General features: G+C 73.0%; 16 protein-coding genes. 11 read left to right on the forward strand and 5 right to left on the reverse strand.

From position 1 onward, the window contains the following. The first annotated feature begins 6 nt into the window (after positions 1 to 6). Positions 7 to 426 carry a DUF6278 family protein gene (locus B446_RS29520; RefSeq protein WP_020943100.1) on the forward strand — a complete coding sequence of 140 codons (420 nt, stop codon included), beginning with the start codon at positions 7 to 9 and terminating at the stop codon, positions 424 to 426. Positions 427 to 825: 399 nt separating this feature from the next. Here the strand turns inward: B446_RS29520 and B446_RS29525 are convergent, their stop codons facing one another. Then, positions 826 to 2391: an alpha/beta fold hydrolase gene (locus tag B446_RS29525; RefSeq protein WP_020943101.1), complete on the reverse strand. Its 1566-nt coding sequence runs from the start codon at positions 2389 to 2391 to the stop codon at positions 826 to 828. Between the two features lie 122 nt (positions 2392 to 2513). Beyond that, positions 2514 to 3266: a hypothetical protein gene (locus tag B446_RS29530; RefSeq protein ID WP_020943102.1), complete on the reverse strand. Its 753-nt coding sequence runs from the start codon at positions 3264 to 3266 to the stop codon at positions 2514 to 2516. Positions 3267 to 3408: 142 nt separating this feature from the next. Here B446_RS29530 and ggt point away from each other — a divergent pair, with 142 nt between their 5' ends. Beyond that, positions 3409 to 5211 (forward strand): gamma-glutamyltransferase, encoded by a 1803-nt coding sequence (gene ggt / locus B446_RS29535; protein ID WP_020943103.1) that lies wholly within the window; start codon positions 3409 to 3411, stop codon positions 5209 to 5211. A gap of 162 nt (positions 5212 to 5373) precedes the next feature. On the opposite strand, the gene B446_RS29540 is transcribed toward ggt, so the two are convergent. Together B446_RS29540 and map are read right to left on the reverse strand one after the other, a co-directional pair. Continuing rightward, entirely contained in the window at positions 5374 to 7962 is a 2589-nt protein-coding gene (locus B446_RS29540) for an ATP-dependent Clp protease ATP-binding subunit (protein ID WP_020943104.1), read from the reverse strand. Between the two features lie 219 nt (positions 7963 to 8181). After that, the gene (gene map, locus B446_RS29545) at positions 8182 to 8958 is read right to left on the reverse strand and encodes a type I methionyl aminopeptidase (RefSeq protein ID WP_020943105.1); all 777 of its coding nucleotides are present in this window, start codon (positions 8956 to 8958) and stop codon (positions 8182 to 8184) included. Between the two features lie 65 nt (positions 8959 to 9023). Between map and B446_RS29550 the strand changes: the two genes are divergently transcribed. The 9 genes from B446_RS29550 to B446_RS29590 all read left to right on the forward strand — a co-directional run bounded on the left by B446_RS29550 (position 9024) and on the right by B446_RS29590 (position 20665). Continuing rightward, entirely contained in the window at positions 9024 to 9275 is a 252-nt protein-coding gene (locus B446_RS29550) for a helix-turn-helix domain-containing protein (RefSeq protein ID WP_043479347.1), read from the forward strand. 125 nt (positions 9276 to 9400) lie between these two features. Beyond that, positions 9401 to 11455 carry a hypothetical protein gene (locus B446_RS29555; RefSeq protein WP_020943107.1) on the forward strand — a complete coding sequence of 685 codons (2055 nt, stop codon included), beginning with the start codon at positions 9401 to 9403 and terminating at the stop codon, positions 11453 to 11455. A 227-nt stretch (positions 11456 to 11682) separates the two neighbouring features. Then, positions 11683 to 12525, forward strand: coding sequence for a nitrilase-related carbon-nitrogen hydrolase (locus B446_RS29560; RefSeq protein ID WP_020943108.1), 843 nt, complete (start codon positions 11683 to 11685; stop codon positions 12523 to 12525). Next, a complete protein-coding gene (locus tag B446_RS29565; protein ID WP_020943109.1) occupies positions 12522 to 13805 on the forward strand; it encodes an aspartate aminotransferase family protein in 1284 nt (427 codons plus the stop codon). The genes B446_RS29560 and B446_RS29565 overlap by 4 nt, the downstream gene beginning before the upstream one ends. 17 nt (positions 13806 to 13822) lie before the next feature. Then, complete coding sequence (locus tag B446_RS29570) at positions 13823 to 15400, forward strand: PucR family transcriptional regulator (RefSeq protein WP_020943110.1); 1578 nt, start codon at positions 13823 to 13825, stop codon at positions 15398 to 15400. Between the two features lie 155 nt (positions 15401 to 15555). After that, the gene (locus B446_RS29575) at positions 15556 to 16398 is read left to right on the forward strand and encodes a nitrilase-related carbon-nitrogen hydrolase (RefSeq protein WP_020943111.1); all 843 of its coding nucleotides are present in this window, start codon (positions 15556 to 15558) and stop codon (positions 16396 to 16398) included. Between the two features lie 115 nt (positions 16399 to 16513). Then, entirely contained in the window at positions 16514 to 17917 is a 1404-nt protein-coding gene (gene hydA / locus B446_RS29580) for a dihydropyrimidinase (RefSeq protein ID WP_020943112.1), read from the forward strand. 11 nt (positions 17918 to 17928) lie between these two features. After that, complete coding sequence (locus tag B446_RS29585) at positions 17929 to 18948, forward strand: TIGR03842 family LLM class F420-dependent oxidoreductase (protein ID WP_020943113.1); 1020 nt, start codon at positions 17929 to 17931, stop codon at positions 18946 to 18948. 157 nt (positions 18949 to 19105) lie between these two features. Next, a complete protein-coding gene (locus B446_RS29590; protein WP_020943114.1) occupies positions 19106 to 20665 on the forward strand; it encodes an NCS1 family nucleobase:cation symporter-1 in 1560 nt (519 codons plus the stop codon). Positions 20666 to 20707: 42 nt separating this feature from the next. Here B446_RS29590 and B446_RS29595 read toward each other — a convergent pair whose 3' ends face one another. After that, positions 20708 to 21376 carry a hypothetical protein gene (locus B446_RS29595; protein ID WP_020943115.1) on the reverse strand — a complete coding sequence of 223 codons (669 nt, stop codon included), beginning with the start codon at positions 21374 to 21376 and terminating at the stop codon, positions 20708 to 20710. Between the last annotated feature and the right edge of the window lie 5 nt (positions 21377 to 21381).

The raw sequence follows: 21381 nt of genomic DNA on the forward strand, positions 1-21381 counted from the left end.
TGGCCCATGAACATTCCGTTCCTGGGCCACCGGCACGACAGAAGCGGTACGGCGGCGCTCCCGGCCGACCCCGAGTCGATCGCCGCGCTCCTGTCCGAGTGCGAACTGCTCCGCTCCCAGGCGGACGAGGCCGGCGTCCGGCTCGACGACACCCCGGCCTCACTGGAGGCGCTGGACCAGGTGGTCCCGCGCTGGCGCGACGACGCGGAGATCCTGCCCCGGCTCGGCAACGACGCGGGGCTGTACCTGGGCACGGTCGTCGTGCGCACGGTGGCCGGCGCCGCCTGGCGGATCAGGCCCGACGGCGAACCCGTCGTACGGCTCGCCTCGGGCCGTGAGGTGGAGGTGGTGGAGTCCGGCCGGGAGTGGGCCACCAGCGGCGTCCCCGAACTGTCCCAGCTCTACGCGGAGGTCTCCGAGCTCTGAGGCGGACGGGGAGCCGCGCGCCGGAGCCCCGCCCCGCGCATGCGACACGTACCCGTGACACATGAATGCGACAAACCTCACGTATGCGGCGTAAATACGGCTAATGCCCGCAAGGTGCGTGTCGCCCCCCAGGGACCCCGGCGGCTGGATAGTTTGCGGGCCGACAGTCCTCGACACGAAACGCCAGGCCGGAGAGCGGATGGGGGGCCGCGGACGGACACCGGGAGACGCAACCCGGCAGACCTCGACTACGCTTTGCCGTTCATCCCCTTGTGGTGACGGCGGCCCCGCCGGCCCACGACAGGATGACGCCACTGCCGGTGGGGTACCCCCCACGGCCCTGAAACCGTAGGGGGCGGCAGTACACACGGGCCAGGCTCGTCCGGCGGCAGCCGGAGATCACTGCTCGCGCAGGGGGACGGACACGTATGACGGGTCGTCCGACGGCGAGGAGAAGGTCAGCTGCGCGCCGGACGGGTTGTGCTCGATGTAGAGCGGGTCGACCGTGTCGACCACCAACGCGAGCCGGTGCCCGGCCGGGACGTCGTAGGCGGTGGAGAACAGGTCCAGGTCGACGCCGAACGGCTCGCCGGGGGTGCGCCCGTACCAGGTGTACGGCGCGTTGGTCACCAACTTGCCGAAGCCCAGCGGCCCGACGTCGTACAGATAGGCGATCAGGGTGCCGCTCTCCTTGGTCGGGGTGAGCGTGGTGTGCAGCGTGGCCGTGCCGCGCACCCGCTGCGGGGCGCCGTACCGCTCCGACTGCCACACCGCCGCCCAGCGGCGCGGCAGCAGCGGGATCGAGGCCATGGGCGGCAGTTGGGCGACCTGGTCCAGGATGGAGGACAGGAAGACGATCCCGCCGTCCGCGCCCGAGTCGACGTTGGCGTGGATGGTGCTGGAGCCCGCGAGGGCGATCTTCAGGCGGGTCGCGCCGACCGACTTCCAGTCCGGGTAGCCCTCGTACCCGCCCGCGCTGCGGGACTTGAGCTGGACCGGCTGCTCGCGCTCGATGCCGTTGCCGACCCCCTTGAGGTAGTGGTCGAACCAGCGCCCGGTGTCCGTCCACACGTCGTTGGGGAGCCCGAACAGGCCGGTCAGTTCGGCGGTCGCGTGGTCGCCCGGGCGCATCTCCAGCCGCTTGGGGACCGTCAGTTTCTCGTAGAAGTCGGCGTACTGGTTCGCCGGGAAGACGGTGTCGCCCCAGGCGTTGGCGAGCATGACCGCGGTGCCGTTGCTGTTGAGCTGGTCGACGTAGGTCGCGACGGAACGTTTCCGCCCCCAGTCGATCATCTCCTGCTCCTTGCTCAGGTTCGAGGCGTAGAAGTTGTCGAAGATCTGCCGCAGTTCGGGGCTCTCGTGGCCGGTGACGACGCCCGCGCCGTCCAGCAGGGCCCCGGCCTGGACGTGCTGGGTGCGGCCCGAGTAGATCGAGGAGATCAGGTCGGCCCAGCCGCTGAGTGCGGCGACCGCCTTGATGCGCTTGTCGTGGGCGGCGGCCAGCAGGCTGATGCCGGCGCCGTAGGAGACGCCCGCCATGCCGATGTGGCGCGGGTCGGACGGTGTGTGGTCCAGCGCCCAGTCGATCACCTTGGAGGCGTCCGCTGTGTCCGGCGGACCGGCCACTTCTATCTCGCCGCCGGACTGCCAGAACCCGCGCACGTTGTAGGTGAGGACCACGTACCCGGAGTCGGCGAGCTTCTGCGCCTGCGCGAGGTACTCCGCCTGCGGCAGGCCCCAGCTCGTGGGCAGCACGATGAGCGGGTAGGTGTGCGTGCCGTCGGCGTCCTCGGGCGTCACGACGTTCGCCTTCAGCACGGTGCCGCCCTCGCCCGTGATGTCCACGAAGCGCACGGACGGCGCGGCCTGGGCGCCCGGGGCCAGGCCGACGACGCCGCCGGCGAGCAGGGCGGCGCTGACGGCGCCGGCGGCTGAGGTGCGCACGGTGGTGCGACCACGTCCCATGGGTCACTCCTCGACTGGTGACAGAAGAAAGTGACCCGACGGTAACCGGAGGACCTTACCCTAAGTAACCCGTGGGTAAGTTACGTACGGGTAAAGGTTGTTGACGTCACGACCGCAGGACGTCACGACGTCCGCTGCGCGGCGCTCGGCTCCTCGGCCGCCGGAAGGGGTGCCTGCGCCGCCCGGGTCACGTCCGCCACCAGCTCCACCAGATCGGGGCCGTACGCCTGGGAGTTGACCACCTTCAGCAGCAGCACGAAGGAACCCTTGCCGTGCTTGCGGCTCAACCGCTCGTGGTTGCGGGCGAGATAACGGGTCGCGGCCTGGTTGGTGATGGCCCGCTGACCGCAGAAGAGGAACACCGGCCGGGCCGGCCGGCCGGCGGTGAGCCGGGCCAGCAGCACGTACTCCGTGACGCCGGCCTCCATCCGGTACAGCTCGCCGCCGATGCGGAACGCGCCGCGGTCCGGCCCCGGTTCGGCGTCGACGTTCACCCGCACCCCCGGCAGCATCGCCGACATGTGGGCCAGCATCCGCCGGTTGGAGGCGGGGCCGCCCACACAGAACTCGGTGCGCTCGCCGAACCCCTGCTGCATCGCGTCCTGCGTCACCATCTGCATGTGCGCCCCGCACTCCTTGATCAGGGCGGAGAGTTCGAGGAGCGCGAACACGTCGAAGCGGTGGACGGCCAGGTCGGCCGTCGCCGGGTCGCGGTTGACCACCAGCAGCGACTCCGCGTGCTCCGGCAGGCCGAAGAACGCCTGCTTGCGCCGCAGCCTGCGGCGCCACAGGGAGGTGCGGGCCAGCCAGCCCAGCGCGGCACTGATGCCGGTCGCCAGGACACCCAGGACGATGTTGCGCACGTCGTCGTTCATGGCCGCGCATGCTAGCGGGCCCGGACACCGCCTACGTACCCGTGTTCGAGGTGTGAGCCCGGTGCCGCACGTGACGGAGGCGTACTGTCGGTACTGCGGCAATCTCGTTACGCTGCGCGGACTGTCCCAGCAGGAGGTACGGATGGGTCGTCCTGGCACGCGGAAACTGGCGGTTCTGGCGGTCTCGGCCGCCATGGTGTCGGTGGGAGCGGCCGCGCCGCCCGCCGCACCGGCGAGCGGCAGGGTCACGAAGGTCCCGGTCGCCGTCGGCTACGGCGGCGCGGTGGCCAGCGTGGACGCCGACGCCACCGCCGCCGGCATCGAGGTGCTCAAGAAGGGCGGCAACGCGGTCGACGCGGCCGTCGCCACGGCCGCCGCGCTCGGCGTCACCGAGCCCTACTCCGCCGGCATCGGCGGGGGCGGCTACTTCGTCTACTACGACGCCCGCTCGCGCACGGTGCACACCATCGACGGCCGCGAGACCGCGCCGCAGTCCGCCGACTCCGGCCTGTTCCTGGAGAACGGCAAGCCGCTCGCCTTCAACGACGCCGTCAGCAGCGGACTGAGCGTCGGCACCCCGGGCACGCCCGCCACCTGGCAGAAAGCGCTGGACGAGTGGGGCAGCAAGGGGCTCGGCACCGTCCTGAGGCCCGCCGAGCGGATCGCGCGCGACGGCTTCACCGTCGACGACACCTTCCGTTCGCAGACCGCCTCCAACGAGACCCGCTTCCGCTACTTCCCGGACACCGCCAGGCTGTTCCTGCCGAACGGCCGGCTCCCGGTCGTCGGCTCCCGGTTCCGCAACCCCGAACTCGCCCGCACCTACGAGGAGCTGGGCCGCCGGGGCACCGGCGCGATCTACCGCGGGGCCATCGGCGACGACATCGTCAAGACGGTGGAACACCCGCCGGTGGACCCCGCCTCCGGCTGGAACGCCCGCCCGGGCAAGCTGGCCGAGAAGGACCTCGCCGTCTACCGCGCCAAGCTCCAGGCGCCCACCAGGACGTCGTACCGCGGTCTGAACGTCTACTCCATCGCGCCCTCCTCCTCCGGCGGCACGACCGTCGGCGAGGCCCTCAACATCCTGGAGAACACCGACCTCTCCAAGGCGAGCGAGGTGCGGTACCTGCACCGCTTCATCGAGGCCAGCCGCATCGCCTTCGCCGACCGCGGCCGCTGGGTCGGCGACCCCGCCTTCGAGGACGTGCCGACGAGGGAACTGCTCTCCCAGCGGTTCGCCGACTCGCGCGCCTGCCTGATCAAGGACGACGCCGTCCTCACCAGCCCGCTCGCACCGGGCGACCCGCGCCACCCGGCCGCCTGCGGCAAGGGCGGCACCGCCGCCCCCACGACCTACGAGGGCGAGAACACCACCCACCTCACGGTCGCCGACAAGTGGGGCGACGTGGTGTCCTACACGCTCACCATCGAGCAGACCGGCGGCAGCGGCATCACCGTGCCCGGCCGCGGCTTCCTGCTCAACAACGAGCTGACCGACTTCTCCTTCGCCCCGGCCAACCCGGCCGTGCACGACCCGAACCTGCCGGGCCCGGGCAAGCGGCCGCGCTCGTCCATCTCGCCGACCATCGTGCTCGACGGGCACGACCGGCCGGTGGTGGCGCTCGGTTCGCCCGGCGGCGCGACCATCATCACCACCGTGCTGCAGACCCTGACCGGGTTCCTCGACCGGCACCTGCCGCTGGTCGACGCCATCGCCGCACCGCGCGCCAGCCAGCGCAACGCGGCCCAGACCGAACTCGAACCGGCCCTGTACGACAGCCCCCTGCGCGCCCGTCTCGAAGCCCTCGGGCACAGCTTCAAGCTCAATCCCGAGATCGGCGCGGCAACCGGCGTGCAGCGGCTGCCGGACGGCAGGTGGCTGGCCGCCGCCGAGAAGGTACGGCGCGGCGGCGGCTCGGCGATGGTGGTGCACCCGGCGCCGTAGCGCCGGCCGCGGGCTGCGGGGGTCGTGGGGTCATGACGAACGCGGCGGCCACGGCGAACGCGGCGGCCAGGGCGACAGCGGTGGTTCACCCGCGGTGAGCCACCGCCCGCGCGTCGGCCAGGGCGGCCGCGGCGCGACCGCGGTGACCGCTCCCTCGGGACCCTACGACTCCGGAGGGAGCGGCGGCGCCTCCTGGGCCGGTTCCGGGGCGGGCGGTGCGGGCGGTGGGGGCGGCTCGGCGCGGAAGTCCAGCCGCCCGTCCGCCACGTCGACGGTGACCCGGCCGCCCGCCGCGATCGTGCCGTTCAGCAGCAGCCGCGAGAGCTGGTTGTCGACCTCCCGCTGGATGGTGCGGCGCAGCGGGCGGGCGCCGTACTCCGGCTGGTAGCCGCGCTCGGCGAGCCAGTCGACGGCCGCGTCGGTGAACTCCACCGAGACGTTCTGGCCGTCCAGCAGCCGCCGGGTGCCCTCCAGCAACAGGTTGGTGATCTGCCGCAGTTGCTCGCTCGTGAGTTGCCGGAAGACGACGATCTCGTCGATGCGGTTGAGGAACTCCGGCCGGAAGTGCTCCCGCAGCGGCCGCAGGATCCGCTCCCGCCGCGCCTCCTCGTCCGCGTCCGCGCCGCCCGGTCCGAAGCCGATCCCGGCGCCGCGCCGGGTGATCGCCTCGGAGCCGAGGTTGCTCGTCATCACGATGACCGTGTTGGTGAAGTCCACCGTCCGGCCTTGAGAATCGGTGAGCCGGCCGTCGTCCAGCACCTGCAGCAGGATGTTGAAGACGTCCGGGTGGGCCTTCTCCACCTCGTCGAGCAGGAGCAGCGAGTACGGATGCCGCCGCACCACCTCGGTGAGCTGCCCGGCCTCCTCGTGGCCGACGTACCCGGGCGGGGCGCCGACCAGCCGGGAGACGGTGTGCCGCTCCTGGTACTCGCTCATGTCCAGCCGGACCATGCGGTCCTCGCTGCCGAACAGGGCCTCGGCGAGCGCGCGGGCCAGTTCGGTCTTGCCGACGCCGGTGGGGCCGAGGAACAGGAAACTGCCGATCGGCCGGTTCGGGCTGGACAGCCCGGCGCGCGAGCGCAGCACCGCCTCGGCGACCACGCTCACGGCCTCCTCCTGGCCGACCACCCGCTGGTGCAGGTGCTGCTCCAGGCCGAGCAGCCGCTCCTTCTCCTCCTGGGTCAGCCGGCTGACCGGGATGCCGGTCTGCCGGGACACCACCTCGGCGATGGCCTCCGCCGTCACCTCCAGGTCCATCCCCTCGTCGGCCTCGTCACCGCCGCTGGCCTCGGCGATACGGCCCTTCAGCTCGCCGATCCGGTCGCGCAGTTGCGTGGCCCGCTCGTACTGCTCGTCGGCGACCGCCTGGTCCTTGTCGCAGACGAGCTGCTCGACCTCGCGCTCCATCGCCCGTACGTCCGTGCCCTTCGTCCGCGAGCCGAGCCGCACCCGGGCGCCGGCCTGGTCGATCAGGTCGATCGCCTTGTCGGGCAGGCGCCGGTCGGTCAGATAGCGGTCGGACAGCTCCACGGCCGCCACCAGCGCCTCGTCGGTGTAGCGGACCTGGTGGTGGGCCTCGTACCGGTCGCGCAGGCCGCGCAGGATCTCGATGGCGTCCTCGACCGTCGGCTCGGGCACCAGGATCGGCTGGAAGCGGCGGGCCAGCGCCGCGTCCTTCTCGATCCGCCGGTACTCCTCCAGCGTGGTCGCGCCCACGACGTGCAGCTCGCCCCGGGCGAGCGCGGGCTTGAGGATGTTGCCCGCGTCCATCGAGCCGCCCTCGCCGCCGCCGCCCGCGCCGACGACGGTGTGCAGCTCGTCGATGAAGACGATGAGCCGGTCGGAGTGGGCGCGGATCTCCTCCACGATGCTGTTCAGGCGCTCCTCGAAGTCGCCCCGGTAACGGGTGCCGGCGACGACCCCCGTCAGGTCGAGCGCCACGACCCGCCGGCCGGCCAGGATGTCCGGTACGTCGCCGTCCACGATCCGCTGGGCGAGTCCCTCGACGATCGCCGTCTTGCCGACGCCCGCGTCGCCGATCAGCACGGGGTTGTTCTTGCCGCGCCGGGACAGCACCTCGATGGTCTGCTCGATCTCCGTGTCGCGGCCGATGACGGGGTCGACACGGCCCTCCCGGGCCATCTCGGTCAGGTCCCGGCCGTACTTGTCCAGCGTGGGCGTGGTGGTGGGCCTGCGGGTCTCCGGCCGCGTCTGGGTGGCCTCCGGCGTCTCGGGCGGCAGCGAGTTCGCCGAGAAGCGGGCCGCGTTCAGGATGTGGCCCGCCGCGGAGTCCGGGTTCGAGGCGAGCGCGCTCAGCACGTGCTCCGGGCCGATGTACCCGGCGCCGCTGGCCCGCGCCATGTCGTGCGCGTCCAGCAGGGCCCGCTTGACGGCCGGGGTGAGCGACAGCGAGGTCGGCGGCGGCAGCTCCCCGGGCGGGTGCTGGACGGGGCCCGAGCGGTGGTCGATCTCCGTCGCGAGCGAGTCGGGATCGGCTCCGGCGCGGCTCAGCAGGCTCCGCGTGGGCTCGGCCGACAGGGCCGCGCGCAGCAGGTGCTGGGTGTCCAGGTCCCGGCTGCCGTGCTCGACGGCGTACACCGCGGCCCCTCTGACCAGCTCGCGGGCCGGCTGGCTGAGCAGGCGGCCGATGTCGATGTGCCTCGGGCCGGGCCGGGCGTTGCCCGACCCGCCGAAGAAGCGGGCGAAGAACTCGCCGAAGGGGTCCTCCGGGCCGTTGTAGCCGCTGGTCATCGTTTCGTTTCCTTCGCAGACGACGTGCGGAGCGGCCGGGTAACCCGGGGGCGGGCCGCTCATGCCACGATGACACGAGCTTCTGCGAAGGGCATGTGCGGAGGGCTCCGCCGGCCGGGTGGGGGATTGGGTGCGTGGGGTGCGGCCCCCCCCGGAGCCGGGTCAGAAGGCGCCCCGCCGCTCACCCGGGCGGCTCGCGCCGCCAGTCCGAGCAAGCCCTCAGCCGTCCTCCCGGGCCGTCAGGACGCGGGGACCCTGCGGGGTGATCGCCACCGTGTGTTCGGCGTGGGCGGCTCGGGAGGCGTCCGTGGTGCGGAGGGTCCAGCCGTCGTCCGCCTCGTAGTAGCCGTCCTTGCCGCTCGCGATCAGCATCGGCTCGATCGCCAGGGCCATCCCCGCCCGCAGCGGAAGCCCCCGGCCGGGCCGGCCCTCGTTCGGCACGTCCGGCGCCTCGTGCATCCGGCGGCCGATGCCGTGACCGCCGAAGCCCGCAGGGATGCCGTAGCCGGCGCCCCGGCACACCTGGCCGACGGCGTGCGCGATGTCGCCGATGCGGTTGCCCACGACGGCGGCCGCGATGCCGGCCGCCAGGGCGCGCTCGGCCGTCTCGACCAGGCGCAGGTCCGCGGGGCGCGGACGGCCGACCACGAAGCTGGTCGCCGAGTCGCCCACCCAGCCGTCCAGCTCGGCGCCGCAGTCGACGGAGAGCAGGTCGCCGTCGCGCAGACGGTAGCCGGTGGGGATGCCGTGCACGATCGCGTCGTTGACGGAGGCACAGATCACCGCGGGGAAGGGGGTCGCGGCGAAGGACGGGCGGTAGCCGAGGAAGGGGGAGGTCGCCCCGGCCTCGCGCAGTACCTCCCGGGCCACCTCGTCCAGCTCCAGCAGGGAGACGCCGACGCGGGCGGACCGGCGCACGGCCGTCAGGGCCCGCCCGACGACCTGTCCCGCGGCGTGCATCGCGTCGATCGATGTGTCCGTCTTCAGTTCCACCATGCCAATTACTATACCGGTATTTGAATAGGGTCGATGGTGGTGGGTGCGGTATTAGAATGGGCGGCATGGTGCGCACCCCCCTCACCCCCGAAGAGCGCGAGCGCGGCGAACGGCTCGGGCGGTTGCTGCGCGAGGCCCGTGGCCCCCGCAGCATGGCCGAGGTCGCGGCCGAGGCGGGCGTCTCCGCCGAGACCCTCCGCAAGATCGAGACCGGGCGGGCGCCGACCCCCGCCTTCTTCACCGTCGCCGCGCTGGGCGCGGCGCTCGGGCTGTCCATGGACGAGCTGGCGGCCCGGTGCGCCCCGGTGGGCGTCTGACGCGCGCCGCGGGGAGTGCGGCGAAGGGGTGCCCGCACGCTTCCCGAAAACTCTGCGTAGCCGTCCCGTAACACAACTGGTGTTGCCTACCGACCGGAGCGCTGGCGATCGGGCGGGAGTCGGGCATGTCGGTGGATCAACCCCCCAAAGGAGTAAGGGAGTTCGCGAACTACCTGGACGGCTTCCTGGAGCGCCTGAGGCAGGACGGGGGCTGGTGCGGGGTCTTCTGGCGGCGCGATCCGGAGGGCATGCGGGCCTGCCTCGACGGGCTCGAGGTGCCGCCGTGGGACGTGATGGAGGCGCTGCTGCAGGATCTGGCCGCCGCGTACGGCCCCGCGGCGGCCGCGGCGGAGCGGGAGCGCGCGCTGCTCCTGCACAGGGCCGCCGTCGCCGCGTGCGACGCGCTGCCCGGCGCCCGGGACGCCCTCGCCGACCGCCTCGACGTGATGCTCCGCACGCAGCGGTACGCCGTCGAGCGCCAGGCGGAGCTCGCGCTCCTGCTCGCCGCGGCGAGCACCCGCGAGGAGGCCGACGCCCTGCGCGTCGACATCGCCTGGGCCCACGACGACCACGACCGGGCCGCTGCCCGCTGCGCCGCTCTCCGGGCCCGCCTGACCGCCCTGGACCGGCCGGCGGCCCCGGGCGACGACGGCCGGCCCACCGGAGCCGAACCGCCCCGCACCACCGGCGGGCACCCCGCCCCGGGGCACACCCGCCCCGCCGGCCCCGGCGGAGCCCCCGCTGCCGGTCCCACGCCAGGCGCGGAAGAGTTCGGGCCGCCGGCATCCCGTACCCACGAACCCCCGGCTCCCGCCGCCGTCTTCGCCCCCGGTCCGGCGGGTTCCGGCGCGCAGGCACCCCGGCTCACCGACCGGCGTCCGACGTCATCCGACGCTTCCGCCCCCGCCGCCGTCTTCGCCTCCGGTCCGGCGGGTTCCGGCGCGTTGGTGTCCGGCGTTCCCGACTCCACGGATGCCGGTGCCGGGCTGTCTCCACGGGGCACCGGTCGGTCGCGCGGGCCGACCTCCGCTGCGGGTGCGGCAGCGTCCGGCGCCCCGGCCCCCGGCGCCCCGGACGCAGTCCTCACCCCCGCCCCGTCGGCGTCCGGTGCCCCGGGTGCCACGGTGTCCGGTGGCGCGCAGAGTTCCTGGTTCGCGGAGCGGGACGGTGCCCCGGCTCCCCGGCCCGAGCCGTCCGGTGCCCCGGGTGCCACGGCGTCCGGGGGCGCGCAGGCTTCCTGGTTCGCGGAGCGGGACGGTGCCCCGGCTCCCCGGCCCGAGCCGTCCGGTGCCCCGGGTGCCACGGCGTCCGGGGGCGCGCAGACTGCCTGGTTGACCGAGCGGAGCAGCGCCGCCGTTCCCCGGCGCGAGTCGTCCGGTGTCTCCGGGGTCGCTGCCGCCGGGGCCGATGCCGGGCGCCGTCGTTCGCTGCCTGCCGGGGACGGATCGTCCGCCCCCGGAGGCAAGGCGCGCAAACGTCGGCGCGGAAGTGCCCGGTTCGCCGGGATGGTGGAGGACGAAGGGGGCGCCGTCGTCGTGCCGCAGGCGTCCGGTGGGGCTCCGGGGCGGGGGCGCGGGGCCCGGTTCGCCGGGGCGGGGGAGCAGGTGGCGACCGGCGCGGCGACGCGGGAGGCCGCCCCGGAGGCGGATCCCGCCGCGGAGGCCGCCGTCGCCGTGGCCGTACGGGCGCTGGGGCGGCTGCGGGCGGAGGGCCGCAGCGGCGAGGCGCACGCGCTGCTCGTCGAGTGCGCGCACTGGCCCGCCGCCCGCCTGCCCCCGCTCGCCGACGCCCTGGAGCCCGCCGGGCTCGGCGCCGACTGGGGCACCCTGCTGTGGGAGGCCGCCTCGCTGCCCGCCGAGCCGCTGGTCGCCGCCGCCGAGGCGCTGACCGCGGCCGGGAGACCCGCCGACGGGCGGCAGCTGCTGCGTCAGGGCGTCGCCAGACCGGCCGCCGAGCTAGGTGCCGCCGTGCTGGGGCTGGACACGCAGGGGCGGGGGCGGGAGGCGCTGGCCCTGCTGGACGCCTACGTCCGCGTCCGTCCACCGGAGGAGGCCGCCCGCAGCGCCGCCGCCGACCCCGGCCGCCTCGTGCCCCTGCTGCTGCGGGCTGCGCGGGGCGTCTCGGAGGAGCGCGAGTGGGACCTGCTGCACGCCCTGCGGGTCGCGGGCCTCACCGCCTGACCGGCCCCGCGGCCCGGCCTCGACCGTCCCCGCGGCCCACCCCTCTGACCGCTCCCGCCCCACCCCCGCATCACCTCGCCGATCACCCTAAGGAGTGTGAAACGAGATCGACTCAGCGGGTTGACGACGATGGTCTTGGCAAGGGCCCCGGCGAGGCTTACTTTCGTCCCTCTACGGGCCGTTTCTACGGGCGTAGAGGCTCGGACGTCGCGTCGAAGGAGCAGCTCATGGCCAACGTCGTACGTGCCGCACTGGTCCAGGCCACCTGGACCGGCGACACCGAGTCCATGGTGGCGAAACACGAGGAGCACGCCCGCGAGGCGGCCCGCCGGGGCGCGCGGATCATCGGCTTCCAGGAAGTCTTCAACGCCCCCTACTTCTGCCAGGTCCAGGAGCCGGAGCACTACCGCTGGGCCGAGCCGGTGCCCGACGGCCCGACCGTCCGCCGGATGCGGGCCCTCGCCCGCGAGACCGGCATGGTGATCGTCGTACCGGTCTTCGAGGTCGAGCAGTCCGGCTTCTACTACAACACCGCCGCCGTGATCGACGCCGACGGCAGCTACCTCGGCAAGTACCGCAAGCACCACATCCCCCAGGTCAAGGGCTTCTGGGAGAAGTACTACTTCAAACCGGGCAACGCCGGCTGGCCCGTCTTCGACACCGCCGTCGGCAAGGTCGGCGTCTACATCTGCTACGACCGCCACTTCCCCGAGGGCTGGCGCCAACTCGGTCTGGGCGGCGCCCAGCTGGTCTACAACCCCTCCGCCACCCACCGCGGCCTGTCCTCGCACCTGTGGCAGCTCGAACAGCCCGCGGCGGCCGTCGCCAACGAGTACTTCGTCGCCGCCATCAACCGCGTCGGCCAGGAGGAGTACGGCGACAACGACTTCTACGGCACGAGCTACTTCGTCGACCCGCGCGGCCAGTTCGTCGGTGACGTCGCCAGCGACAAGGCAGAGGAACTCGTCGTCCGTGACCTGGACTTCGACCTCATCGAGCAGGTGCGGCAGCAGTGGGCCTTCTACCGCGACCGCCGCCCCGACGCCTACGAAGGGCTGGTGCAGCCGTGAACGACCTCTACGCCCGCCACCGCAACGTCCTGCCGGACTGGCTCGCCCTCTACTACGACGAGCCGCTGGAGATCACGCACGGCGAGGGCCGCCACGTCTGGGACTCCGCGGGCAACAGGTACCTGGACTTCTTCGGCGGCATCCTCACCACCATGACCGCGCACGCCCTTCCCGAGGTGACCAAGGCGGTCAGCGAGCAGGCCGGCCGGATCATCCACTCCTCGACGCTCTACCTCAACCGGCCGATGGTCGAACTCGCCGAGCGCATCGCCCAGGTGAGCGGCATCCCGGACGCCCGGGTCTTCTTCACGACCTCCGGCACCGAGGCCAACGACACCGCCCTGCTGCTCGCCACCGCCTACCGGCGCAGCAACACGGTCCTGGCGATGCGCAACAGCTACCACGGCCGCTCCTTCAGCACCGTCGGCATCACCGGCAACCGCAGCTGGTCCCCGACCTCGCTGTCCCCGCTGCAGACCCTCTACGTGCACGGCGGCGTCCGCCACCGGGGCCCCTTCGCCGACCTCGACGACCGCGCCTTCATCGACGCCTGCGTGGCGGACCTCCGGGACGTCCTCGGGCACACCCGCCCGCCGGCCGCGCTGATCGCCGAACCCGTCCAGGGCGTCGGCGGCTTCACCTCGCCCCCGGACGGCCTCTACGCCGCCTTCCGTGAGGTGCTGAACGCCCACGGCATCCTGTGGATCTCCGACGAGGTGCAGACCGGCTGGGGGCGCACCGGCGAGCACTTCTGGGGCTGGCAGGCGCACGCCCGCAGCGGCCCGCCGGACATCGTCACCTTCGCCAAGGGCATCGGCAACGGCTCGTCCATCGGCGGCGTGATCGCCCGCGCCGAGATCATGAACTGCCTGGACGCCAACAGCATCTCGACCTTCGGCGGCACCCAGCTCACCATGGCCGCGGGCCTCGCCAACCTCACCTACCTCCTCGAACACGACCTCCAGGGCAACGCCCGGCGCGTCGGCGGACTGCTCATCGAGCGGCTGCGGGCCGTCGCCGCCCAGCTCCCCGGGGTCCGCGAGGTGCGCGGGCGGGGACTGATGATCGGCGTCGAACTCGTCAGGCCCGGCACCGACGAGGCCGACCCGCGGGCGGCCGCGGCCGTCCTGGAGGCGGCCCGCGAGGGCGGGCTGCTCATCGGCAAGGGCGGCGGCCACGACACCAGCGCCCTGCGCATCGCCCCGCCGCTGTCGCTGACCGTCGCGGAGGCCGAGGAGGGCGCCGCGATCCTCGAATCCGCCCTGAGGAGCACGTACTAGAGAACGGGTGCACGGACATGACCACCACCTGGGACTCCCGGCACGTCCACGCCCCGGAACCCGCCCTCTCCGTCCGGCAGGTGCTCACCTTGGAGCGGGTCCAGGCCGGGGAGCCCGAGGTGGTGGCCGGAGCGGCGCAACTGGACCGGCCCGTGCGCTGGGTGCACGTCGCCGAGGCCGCGGACGTCGGCGTGATGCTGCGCGGTGGCGAGATGGTGCTCACCACCGGCGTGCTGCTCGCCGGCGACGAGGCCAAGCAGGCCGAGTACATCCAGTCCCTGCACCGCGCGGAGGCCGCCGCCGTCGTGCTGGGCCTCGGCCGCGCCTTCCCGGCGCCGCCCGAGGTGATGCGCCGGGCCGCCGAACGGTGCGGTCTGCCGCTGGTCGTCCTGCACCGGCCCTTCCCCTTCGCCGAGCTGACGGAGGAGGTCCAGTCCCGGCTGGTGCGGCGGAAGTTCGCCGCCGTGAGCCTCTCGGAGGCGGTACGGACCGCGCTCACCGGGCTGATCACCGCCGGCGCCCCGCTCGGGACGCTGCTCGACGAGGTCGCCCGGCACAGCGGCTGCCCGGTCGTCGTCACCAACCTCGCCCACCGCGTGCTCGCCACGGCGGGGGAGCGCCCTGCCGTCGACGACGTGCTGCGCGACTGGGAGCGGATCGCCCGCCAGGCCGGCGGCGGCGAGGGCGACGGCTGGATCCGCGCCGAACTCGGCGGGCGCGGGGAGCGCTGGGGCCGGCTGCTGCTGTGCGGGTACCGGGGCGACACGGCCAGCGGACGGCTGCTCGCCGACCGGGCCGCCGAGGCCCTGGTCCTGCACCGCATGCTCGGCGGCTCCGCGCCCAGCTGGGAGGAGCAGTCCGCGCAGGGACTGCTGACCGACCTCGCCTCCGGGGTCGTACCGGCCAGGCAGCTGCTGCCCCGGGCGCGGGCGGCCGGACTGCCGGTGAACCGGCGCACCTTCGTGCCCCTCGTCGTACCGGGCGGTGAACCCGCCCGTCTCGACCGGGTGTTGCGGGTCCTCGGGATGTCCGGGCTCGTCGCCGAGCTGGCCGACGGTGCCACTGCCGTCCTGCTCAGCCTGCCCCGGGACCAGGATGCGCGGGAGCTGACCGCCCGCTTCGCCGCCCGGCTGCGGGCCGGGACCGCACCGCCGCACGCGGTGGTCGCCGCGGCCGACCCGCGCGCCGACTGGGACGAGGTGCCGGCCGGGCTGCGCGAGGCCCGGCACGTCGCCGACGCCGTCGCCGACTCCGCCGCGGCCCTCGACCTGCCGCCTGTCGTCCGGCTGCGCGACGTCCATCTGCGCGGACTGGTACGGCTGTTGCGGGACGACCCGCAGGTGCAGTCGTTCGCCGAACGGGAACTGGACGGGCTGCTGTGCGACGCGGACCGGGAACTGCTCGGCGTGCTGCGCACCTACCTGGCGACCGGCCGCAACAAGTCCCGCACCGCCCAGCTCCACCATGTCTCCCGGCCCGCCCTCTACCGCCGCCTGGAGGCGATACAGACCCGGCTCGGCGTCGACCTAGACGACTTCGAGCAGGCCGCCTCCGTGCACATCGCGCTCCTCGCGCACGACGCGCAACAGGGGTGAAACATGCCACGACCTGGGAAAACGACGGTGAAACATGGGCTCGCGCACGCGTGACACGGTGGCACGCCGACCACCCGCAGACGTGACACCGTGCCCGTCGAACGGCGCGCCGGGGCTTTCTACGCTCGCCCTACACCGAGCTACCGGAGGTCCCGATGAGCCGAGTGATCCGTGCCGCCCTCTTCCAGACCGCCTGGACCGGCGACAAGGAGTCCATGATCCAGGTGCACGAGCAGGCGGCCCGGGACGCGGCCGCGCAGGGCGCCCAAGTCCTCTGCTTCCAGGAGCTGTTCTACGGCCCCTACTTCTGCCAGGTCCAGGACAAGGCGTTCTACGAGTACGCCGAGCGGATCCCGGACGGCCCCACCGTGGGGCGCTTCCGGGCGCTCGCGCGGGAGCTGGGCATCGTCCTGGTCCTGCCGATGTACGAGGAGGAGCAGCCCGGCGTCCTCTACAACACCGCCGCCGTGATCGACGCGGACGGTTCCTACCTCGGCAAGTACCGCAAGACCCACATCCCCCAAGTGCAGGGGTTCTGGGAGAAGTTCTACTTCCGCCCGGGCAACAGCGGCTGGCCCGTCTTCGACACGGCCGTCGGCCGGATCGGCGTGTACATCTGCTACGACCGCCACTTCCCCGAGGGCTGGCGGGCGCTCGGACTCGCCGGCGCCGAGATCGTCTTCAACCCCTCGGCCACCTCGCGCGGCCTGTCCCGCTACCTGTGGCAGCTGGAGCAGCCGGCGGCGGCCGTCGCCAACGAGTACTTCGTCGGCGCCATCAACCGGGTCGGCGTGGAGGACCTCGGCGACAACGACTTCTACGGCACGACCTACTTCGTGGACCCCGAGGCCCAGTTCGTCGGCGAGGTGGCGAGCGACAAGGAGACCGAACTCGTCGTCCGGGACCTCGACCTCGCCAAGCTCCGCGAGGTCCGCGACCGCTGGCAGTTCTACCGCGACCGGGCGCCGGGGGCGTACACGCCGCTGACCGCTCCGTAGCGGCACAGGTGCCGCCCGCGCCCCGGCCGGGGCGCGGGTCCGCGCCCGGCAGGCGGCCGGCGCCGCCCGGGGGCGTCCCGCCCCACCCGACCCGCACCCACCCAGGAGAGGCACCATGAGCAGCCGCACTCTCATCCGCGGCGGTCTCGTCATCACCGCGTCCGACGAGATCCACGCCGACGTCCTGATCGAGGACGGCCGGATCGCCGCCCTCGCCGCCTCCGGCACGCCCGCCGCCGGGGCGTTCACCGCCGACCGGGTCATCGACGCCACGGGGAAGTACGTCATCCCGGGCGGCGTCGACGCCCACACCCACATGGAGCTGCCGTTCGGCGGCACCTTCGCCTCCGACACCTTCGAGACCGGCACCCGGGCCGCCGCCTGGGGCGGTACGACCACGATCGTCGACTTCGCGGTGCAGAGCGTCGGCCACACCCTGCGGGAGGGCCTGGACACCTGGCACGCCAAGGCCGAGGGCAACTGCGCGATCGACTACGCCTTCCACATGATCGTCTCCGACGTGAACCAGGAGACGCTCAAGGAGATGGACCTCCTGGTCGAGGAGGGCATCACCTCCTTCAAGCAGTTCATGGCCTACCCGGGGGTGTTCTACTCCGACGACGGGCAGATCCTGCGGGCCATGCAGCGCTCCGCCGAGAACGGCGGCCTGATCATGATGCACGCGGAGAACGGCATCGCGATCGACGTGCTGGTCGAGCAGGCGCTGGCCCGCGGGGAGACCGACCCCCGCTACCACGGCGAGGTCCGCAAGGCCCTGCTGGAGGCCGAGGCCACCCACCGCGCCATCCGGCTCGCCCAGGTCGCCGGCGCGCCGCTGTACGTCGTGCACGTCTCGGCCACCGAGGCGGTCGCCGAGCTGGCCCGGGCGCGCGACGAGGGGCTGAACGTCTTCGGCGAGACCTGCCCGCAGTACCTGTTCCTCTCCACCGACAACCTCGCCGAGCCGGACTTCGAGGGCGCCAAGTACGTGTGCAGCACCCCCCTGCGGCCCAGGGAGCACCAGGCCGCGCTGTGGAAGGGCCTGCGCACCAACGACCTCCAGGTGGTCTCCACCGACCACTGCCCGTTCTGCTTCGTCGGCCAGAAGGAACTGGGCCGCGGCGACTTCTCCAAGATCCCCAACGGGCTGCCGGGCGTGGAGAACCGGATGGACCTGCTGCACCAGGCCGTCGTCGACGGGCACATCTCGCGCCGCCGCTGGATCGAGATCGCCTGCGCCACCCCGGCCCGCATGTTCGGCCTGTACCCGAAGAAGGGCACCATCGCCCCGGGCGCCGACGCCGACGTCGTCGTCTACGACCCCAGCGCCGAACAGGTCATGTCCGCCCGGACGCACCACATGAACGTCGACTACTCGGCCTACGAGGGCCGGCGGACCACCGGCCGGGTCGAGACGGTCCTCTCGCGCGGCGTGCCGGTCATCACCGACCGCGCGTACACCGGACGCGCCGGACACGGGGTCTTCACCCCGCGCGCGACCTGCCAGTACCTCAACTAGGAGCGGTGCCCATGGACTTCGGACTCGTCCTGCAGACCGACCCGCCGGCCTCCCAGGTCATCAGCCTGATGAAGCGGGCCGAGCGCAACGGCTTCACCCACGGCTGGACCTTCGACTCGGCCGTGCTGTGGCAGGAGCCGTTCGTCATCTACAGCCAGATCCTCGCCCACACCACCCGGCTGAAGGTCGGCCCGATGGTCACCAACCCCGGCACCCGCACCTGGGAGGTCACCGCCTCCACCTTCGCCACGCTCAACGACATGTTCGGCAACCGCACGGTCTGCGGCATCGGCCGCGGCGACTCCGCCATGCGCGTCGCCGGACGCAAGCCGAACACCCTGGCCCGGATCAGCGAGGCCATGAAGGTCATCCGTGCCCTCGGCCGGGGCGAGGAGGCCGACCTCGGCGGCACGACGGTCCGGTTCCCGTGGATCCGCCCGGGGGCCGAACTCCCCGTCTGGATGGCCGCGTACGGGCCCAAGGCGCTGAAGATGACCGGCGAGGAGGCCGACGGGTTCATCCTCCAGCTCTCCGACCTGTACCTGACCGAGTACATGGTGAAGGCCGTCAAGGAGGCCGCCACCGCGGCCGGGCGCGACCCCTCCGACGTCACCATCTGCGTGGCCGCCCCCGCCTACGTCACCGAGGACGACTCGCCCGCCGCGCTCGCCCACGCGCGCGAACAGTGCCGGTGGTTCGGCGGCATGGTCGGCAACCACGTCGCCGACCTGGTCGCCAAGTACGGCGAGCACTCCGCCCAGGTCCCCGACGAACTCACCGACTACATCAAGTCCCGCCAGGGCTACGACTACGCGCACCACGGGCGCAGCGGCAACCCCGACACCCAGTTCGTGCCGGACGAGATCGTGGACCGCTTCTGCGTGATCGGCCCGCCCGAGAAGCACGTCGAGAAGCTGAACGCGCTGCGTGACCTCGGCGTGGACCAGTTCGCGGTGTACGCCATGCACGACGCCCGCGAAGCCGTCATCGACGCCTACGGCACGAAGGTCATCCCGGCCGTCGGCGCCTGACCGCGGTGCGGCCGCCGGCCGCGCCGCACCGTCTCGTCCCGCCTCATCCCCGGTCTCCCCCTCCCGACGTCCCGGGAGGGGGCAGGGCGCCTCTTCGCGCACCCCCCACGGAGCACCCGCACGGCCTCACGTCCCACCCCTCCCGATTGGCCTGCCCATGACCGACACCGCTCCCACCGCCATACCGCCGACCGCCCAGGTCACGCTCGCCGACGGGCGGGTGGAGATCGCCCCCGGTTCGCCGCGGCCCAGCGGCCCCTACGCCAACGAGGACCTGCTCCCCGTCCCGGTGGCCAAGCGCACCTGGACGACGTACAACTTCTCCGCGCTGTGGGTGGGCATGGCCCACAACACCGCCTCCTGGACCCTGGCGTCCGGTCTGATCGCCGTCGGCATGGACTGGAAGCAGGCGGTGTTCACCATCGCCCTCGCCAACCTGATCGTCCTGGTGCCCATGCTGCTCACCGGGCACGCGGGACCCAAGTACGGCATCCCCTTCCCGGTCTTCGCCCGCGCCTCCTTCGGGGTGCGCGGCGCCAACCTTCCCGCCGTGGTCCGGGCGCTGGTGGCCTGCGGCTGGTTCGGCATCCAGACCTGGATCGGCGGCGAGGCCATCTACTTCCTGGCCGGCAAGCTCATCGGCGACCGCTGGGCGAACGCCGGGCACATCGGCGGCCACGCGTGGACCATGTGGCTGTCCTTCGCGATCTTCTGGGCGATCCAGGTCGCCATCATCCACCGCGGCATGGAGACCATCCGCCGCTTCGAGAACTGGGCCGCGCCCTTCGTGCTCGTCGGCGCGTTCGTGATGCTGTGGTGGATGAGCGACAAGGCCGGCGGCGTCGGTCCGCTGTTCGACCAGCCGTCGAGTCTGGGCTGGGGCGGCGACTTCTGGAAGCTGTTCTGGCCCTCCCTCATGGGCATGATCGGCTTCTGGTCCACCCTGTCGCTGAACATCCCCGACTTCACCCGGTACGGCCGCAGCCAGAGGGCGCAGACCTGGGGACAGGCCCTCGGCCTGCCGACCACGATGACCCTGTTCGCCTTCCTGTCCGTGCTCGTCACCTCCGGCTCCCAGGCGGTCTACGGCAAGCCGGTCTGGGACCCGGTCCAGCTCGCCGCCAAGACGGACAACGTGGTCGGTCTCGTCTACGCCCTGGTCACCGTGCTGGTGGCGACCCTGTCCGTGAACATCGCGGCCAACCTGGTCTCCCCGGCCTTCGACTTCTCCAACGTGGCGCCCCGCAAGGTGAGTTTCCGCACCGGCGCCCTGATCACCGCGGTCCTCGCGGTGGTGATCTGCCCGTGGAAGCTGTACGCCGACCCGCAGGGCTACATCTTCACCTGGCTCGGGCTGGTCGGCGGCCTGCTCGGCACGGTCGCCGGCATCCTCGTCGCCGACTACTGGATCCTGCGCCGCACCCGTCTCGCCCTCGCCGACCTCTACCGGGCCGGCGGCCGCTACTGGTACGCGGGCGGCTGGAACTGGCGGGCGGTCGTCGCCTTCCTCGCCGGCGGTGTGCTCGCCGTCGGCGGAGCGGACTTCCATCCGCTGATCGACGGCCGTCCGGTGCCCGCCCTGAAGTCCCTCGCCGACTACGGCTGGGCGGTGGGCCTCGGCACCTCGCTGGTGCTGTACCTGCTGCTGACCGTGGCGACCGGCCGCCGGGAGCGGCCGACCGAGGAGAGGACGGAGACGGCGCAGGAGCCGGTCTGACCGGAAGGTCCCCGGCGGCCGCACGCCGCCGGGGACCCGGAGTCAGCCGGAGCCGCCGCCCCGCAGCGCGGCCACGGCGGCCTTCGCGGCCTTGATGGCCCCCTTGTTGATCTCGTCGGTGCTCGGCGCCTTCTTCGTCTCGAAGTCGCTGCCGTTGTAGGTGACGATCACCAGGGCGTTGGAGAGGCGGGCCAGCACCACGCCCTCGCGGGTCTGCTGCTTGTCCTGGGTGGTGAGGTTCACCTGGGAGTAGCCGGTGTCCCCGAGCCCCGGGACGGCGCCTCCGCCGCTCTTCTCGGTGACCCGCTGCTGGTACTGCTTGGCGGCCTCCTGGTCGGAGCCGGCGATCTCGAAGGACACGTCGAGCCAGCGGTACTGGTAGCCCTGCAGGGCGTTCCAGGAGCAGGTGCGGCGCAGCGCGGTGTCCGTCGAGGGGATCTCCTTGCCCGCCGTCTTCGCGCCCGGTACCAGGGACTTGACGGTCGCCGCCGGCACGGCGGCGCAGGGCGAGGGCGCGCCCGTGTACGTCCTGGACGTCGCGGTGGAGGACGGGGCGGAGGACTGCGCGGTGGGGGCCTGCGGGGCCGGCCGGTGACCGCCGGCGGCGGCGGGCGTGTCCGGGCCCGAGGTCAGCGCCCAGCCGGCACAGGCCAGCACGGCGACCGGCGTCAGACGCGCGGTGAGGGCGAGCGGCAGAGGAAGGGAACGCACGGCTC

Origin of the sequence: Streptomyces collinus Tu 365, assembly GCF_000444875.1 — a bacterium.
GTDB classification, from domain to species: domain Bacteria; phylum Actinomycetota; class Actinomycetes; order Streptomycetales; family Streptomycetaceae; genus Streptomyces; species Streptomyces collinus_A.

Coding starts and splice junctions, on each gene's coding strand:
- B446_RS29520 (WP_020943100.1), top strand. CDS start 7: ATGAACATTCCGTTCCTGGGCCACCGGCACGACAGAAGCGGTACGGCG.
- B446_RS29525 (WP_020943101.1), bottom strand. CDS start 2,391: ATGGGACGTGGTCGCACCACCGTGCGCACCTCAGCCGCCGGCGCCGTC.
- B446_RS29530 (WP_020943102.1), bottom strand. CDS start 3,266: ATGAACGACGACGTGCGCAACATCGTCCTGGGTGTCCTGGCGACCGGC.
- ggt (WP_020943103.1), top strand. CDS start 3,409: ATGGGTCGTCCTGGCACGCGGAAACTGGCGGTTCTGGCGGTCTCGGCC.
- B446_RS29540 (WP_020943104.1), bottom strand. CDS start 7,962: ATGACCAGCGGCTACAACGGCCCGGAGGACCCCTTCGGCGAGTTCTTC.
- map (WP_020943105.1), bottom strand. CDS start 8,958: ATGGTGGAACTGAAGACGGACACATCGATCGACGCGATGCACGCCGCG.
- B446_RS29550 (WP_043479347.1), top strand. CDS start 9,024: ATGGTGCGCACCCCCCTCACCCCCGAAGAGCGCGAGCGCGGCGAACGG.
- B446_RS29555 (WP_020943107.1), top strand. CDS start 9,401: ATGTCGGTGGATCAACCCCCCAAAGGAGTAAGGGAGTTCGCGAACTAC.
- B446_RS29560 (WP_020943108.1), top strand. CDS start 11,683: ATGGCCAACGTCGTACGTGCCGCACTGGTCCAGGCCACCTGGACCGGC.
- B446_RS29570 (WP_020943110.1), top strand. CDS start 13,823: ATGACCACCACCTGGGACTCCCGGCACGTCCACGCCCCGGAACCCGCC.
- B446_RS29575 (WP_020943111.1), top strand. CDS start 15,556: ATGAGCCGAGTGATCCGTGCCGCCCTCTTCCAGACCGCCTGGACCGGC.
- hydA (WP_020943112.1), top strand. CDS start 16,514: ATGAGCAGCCGCACTCTCATCCGCGGCGGTCTCGTCATCACCGCGTCC.
- B446_RS29585 (WP_020943113.1), top strand. CDS start 17,929: ATGGACTTCGGACTCGTCCTGCAGACCGACCCGCCGGCCTCCCAGGTC.
- B446_RS29590 (WP_020943114.1), top strand. CDS start 19,106: ATGACCGACACCGCTCCCACCGCCATACCGCCGACCGCCCAGGTCACG.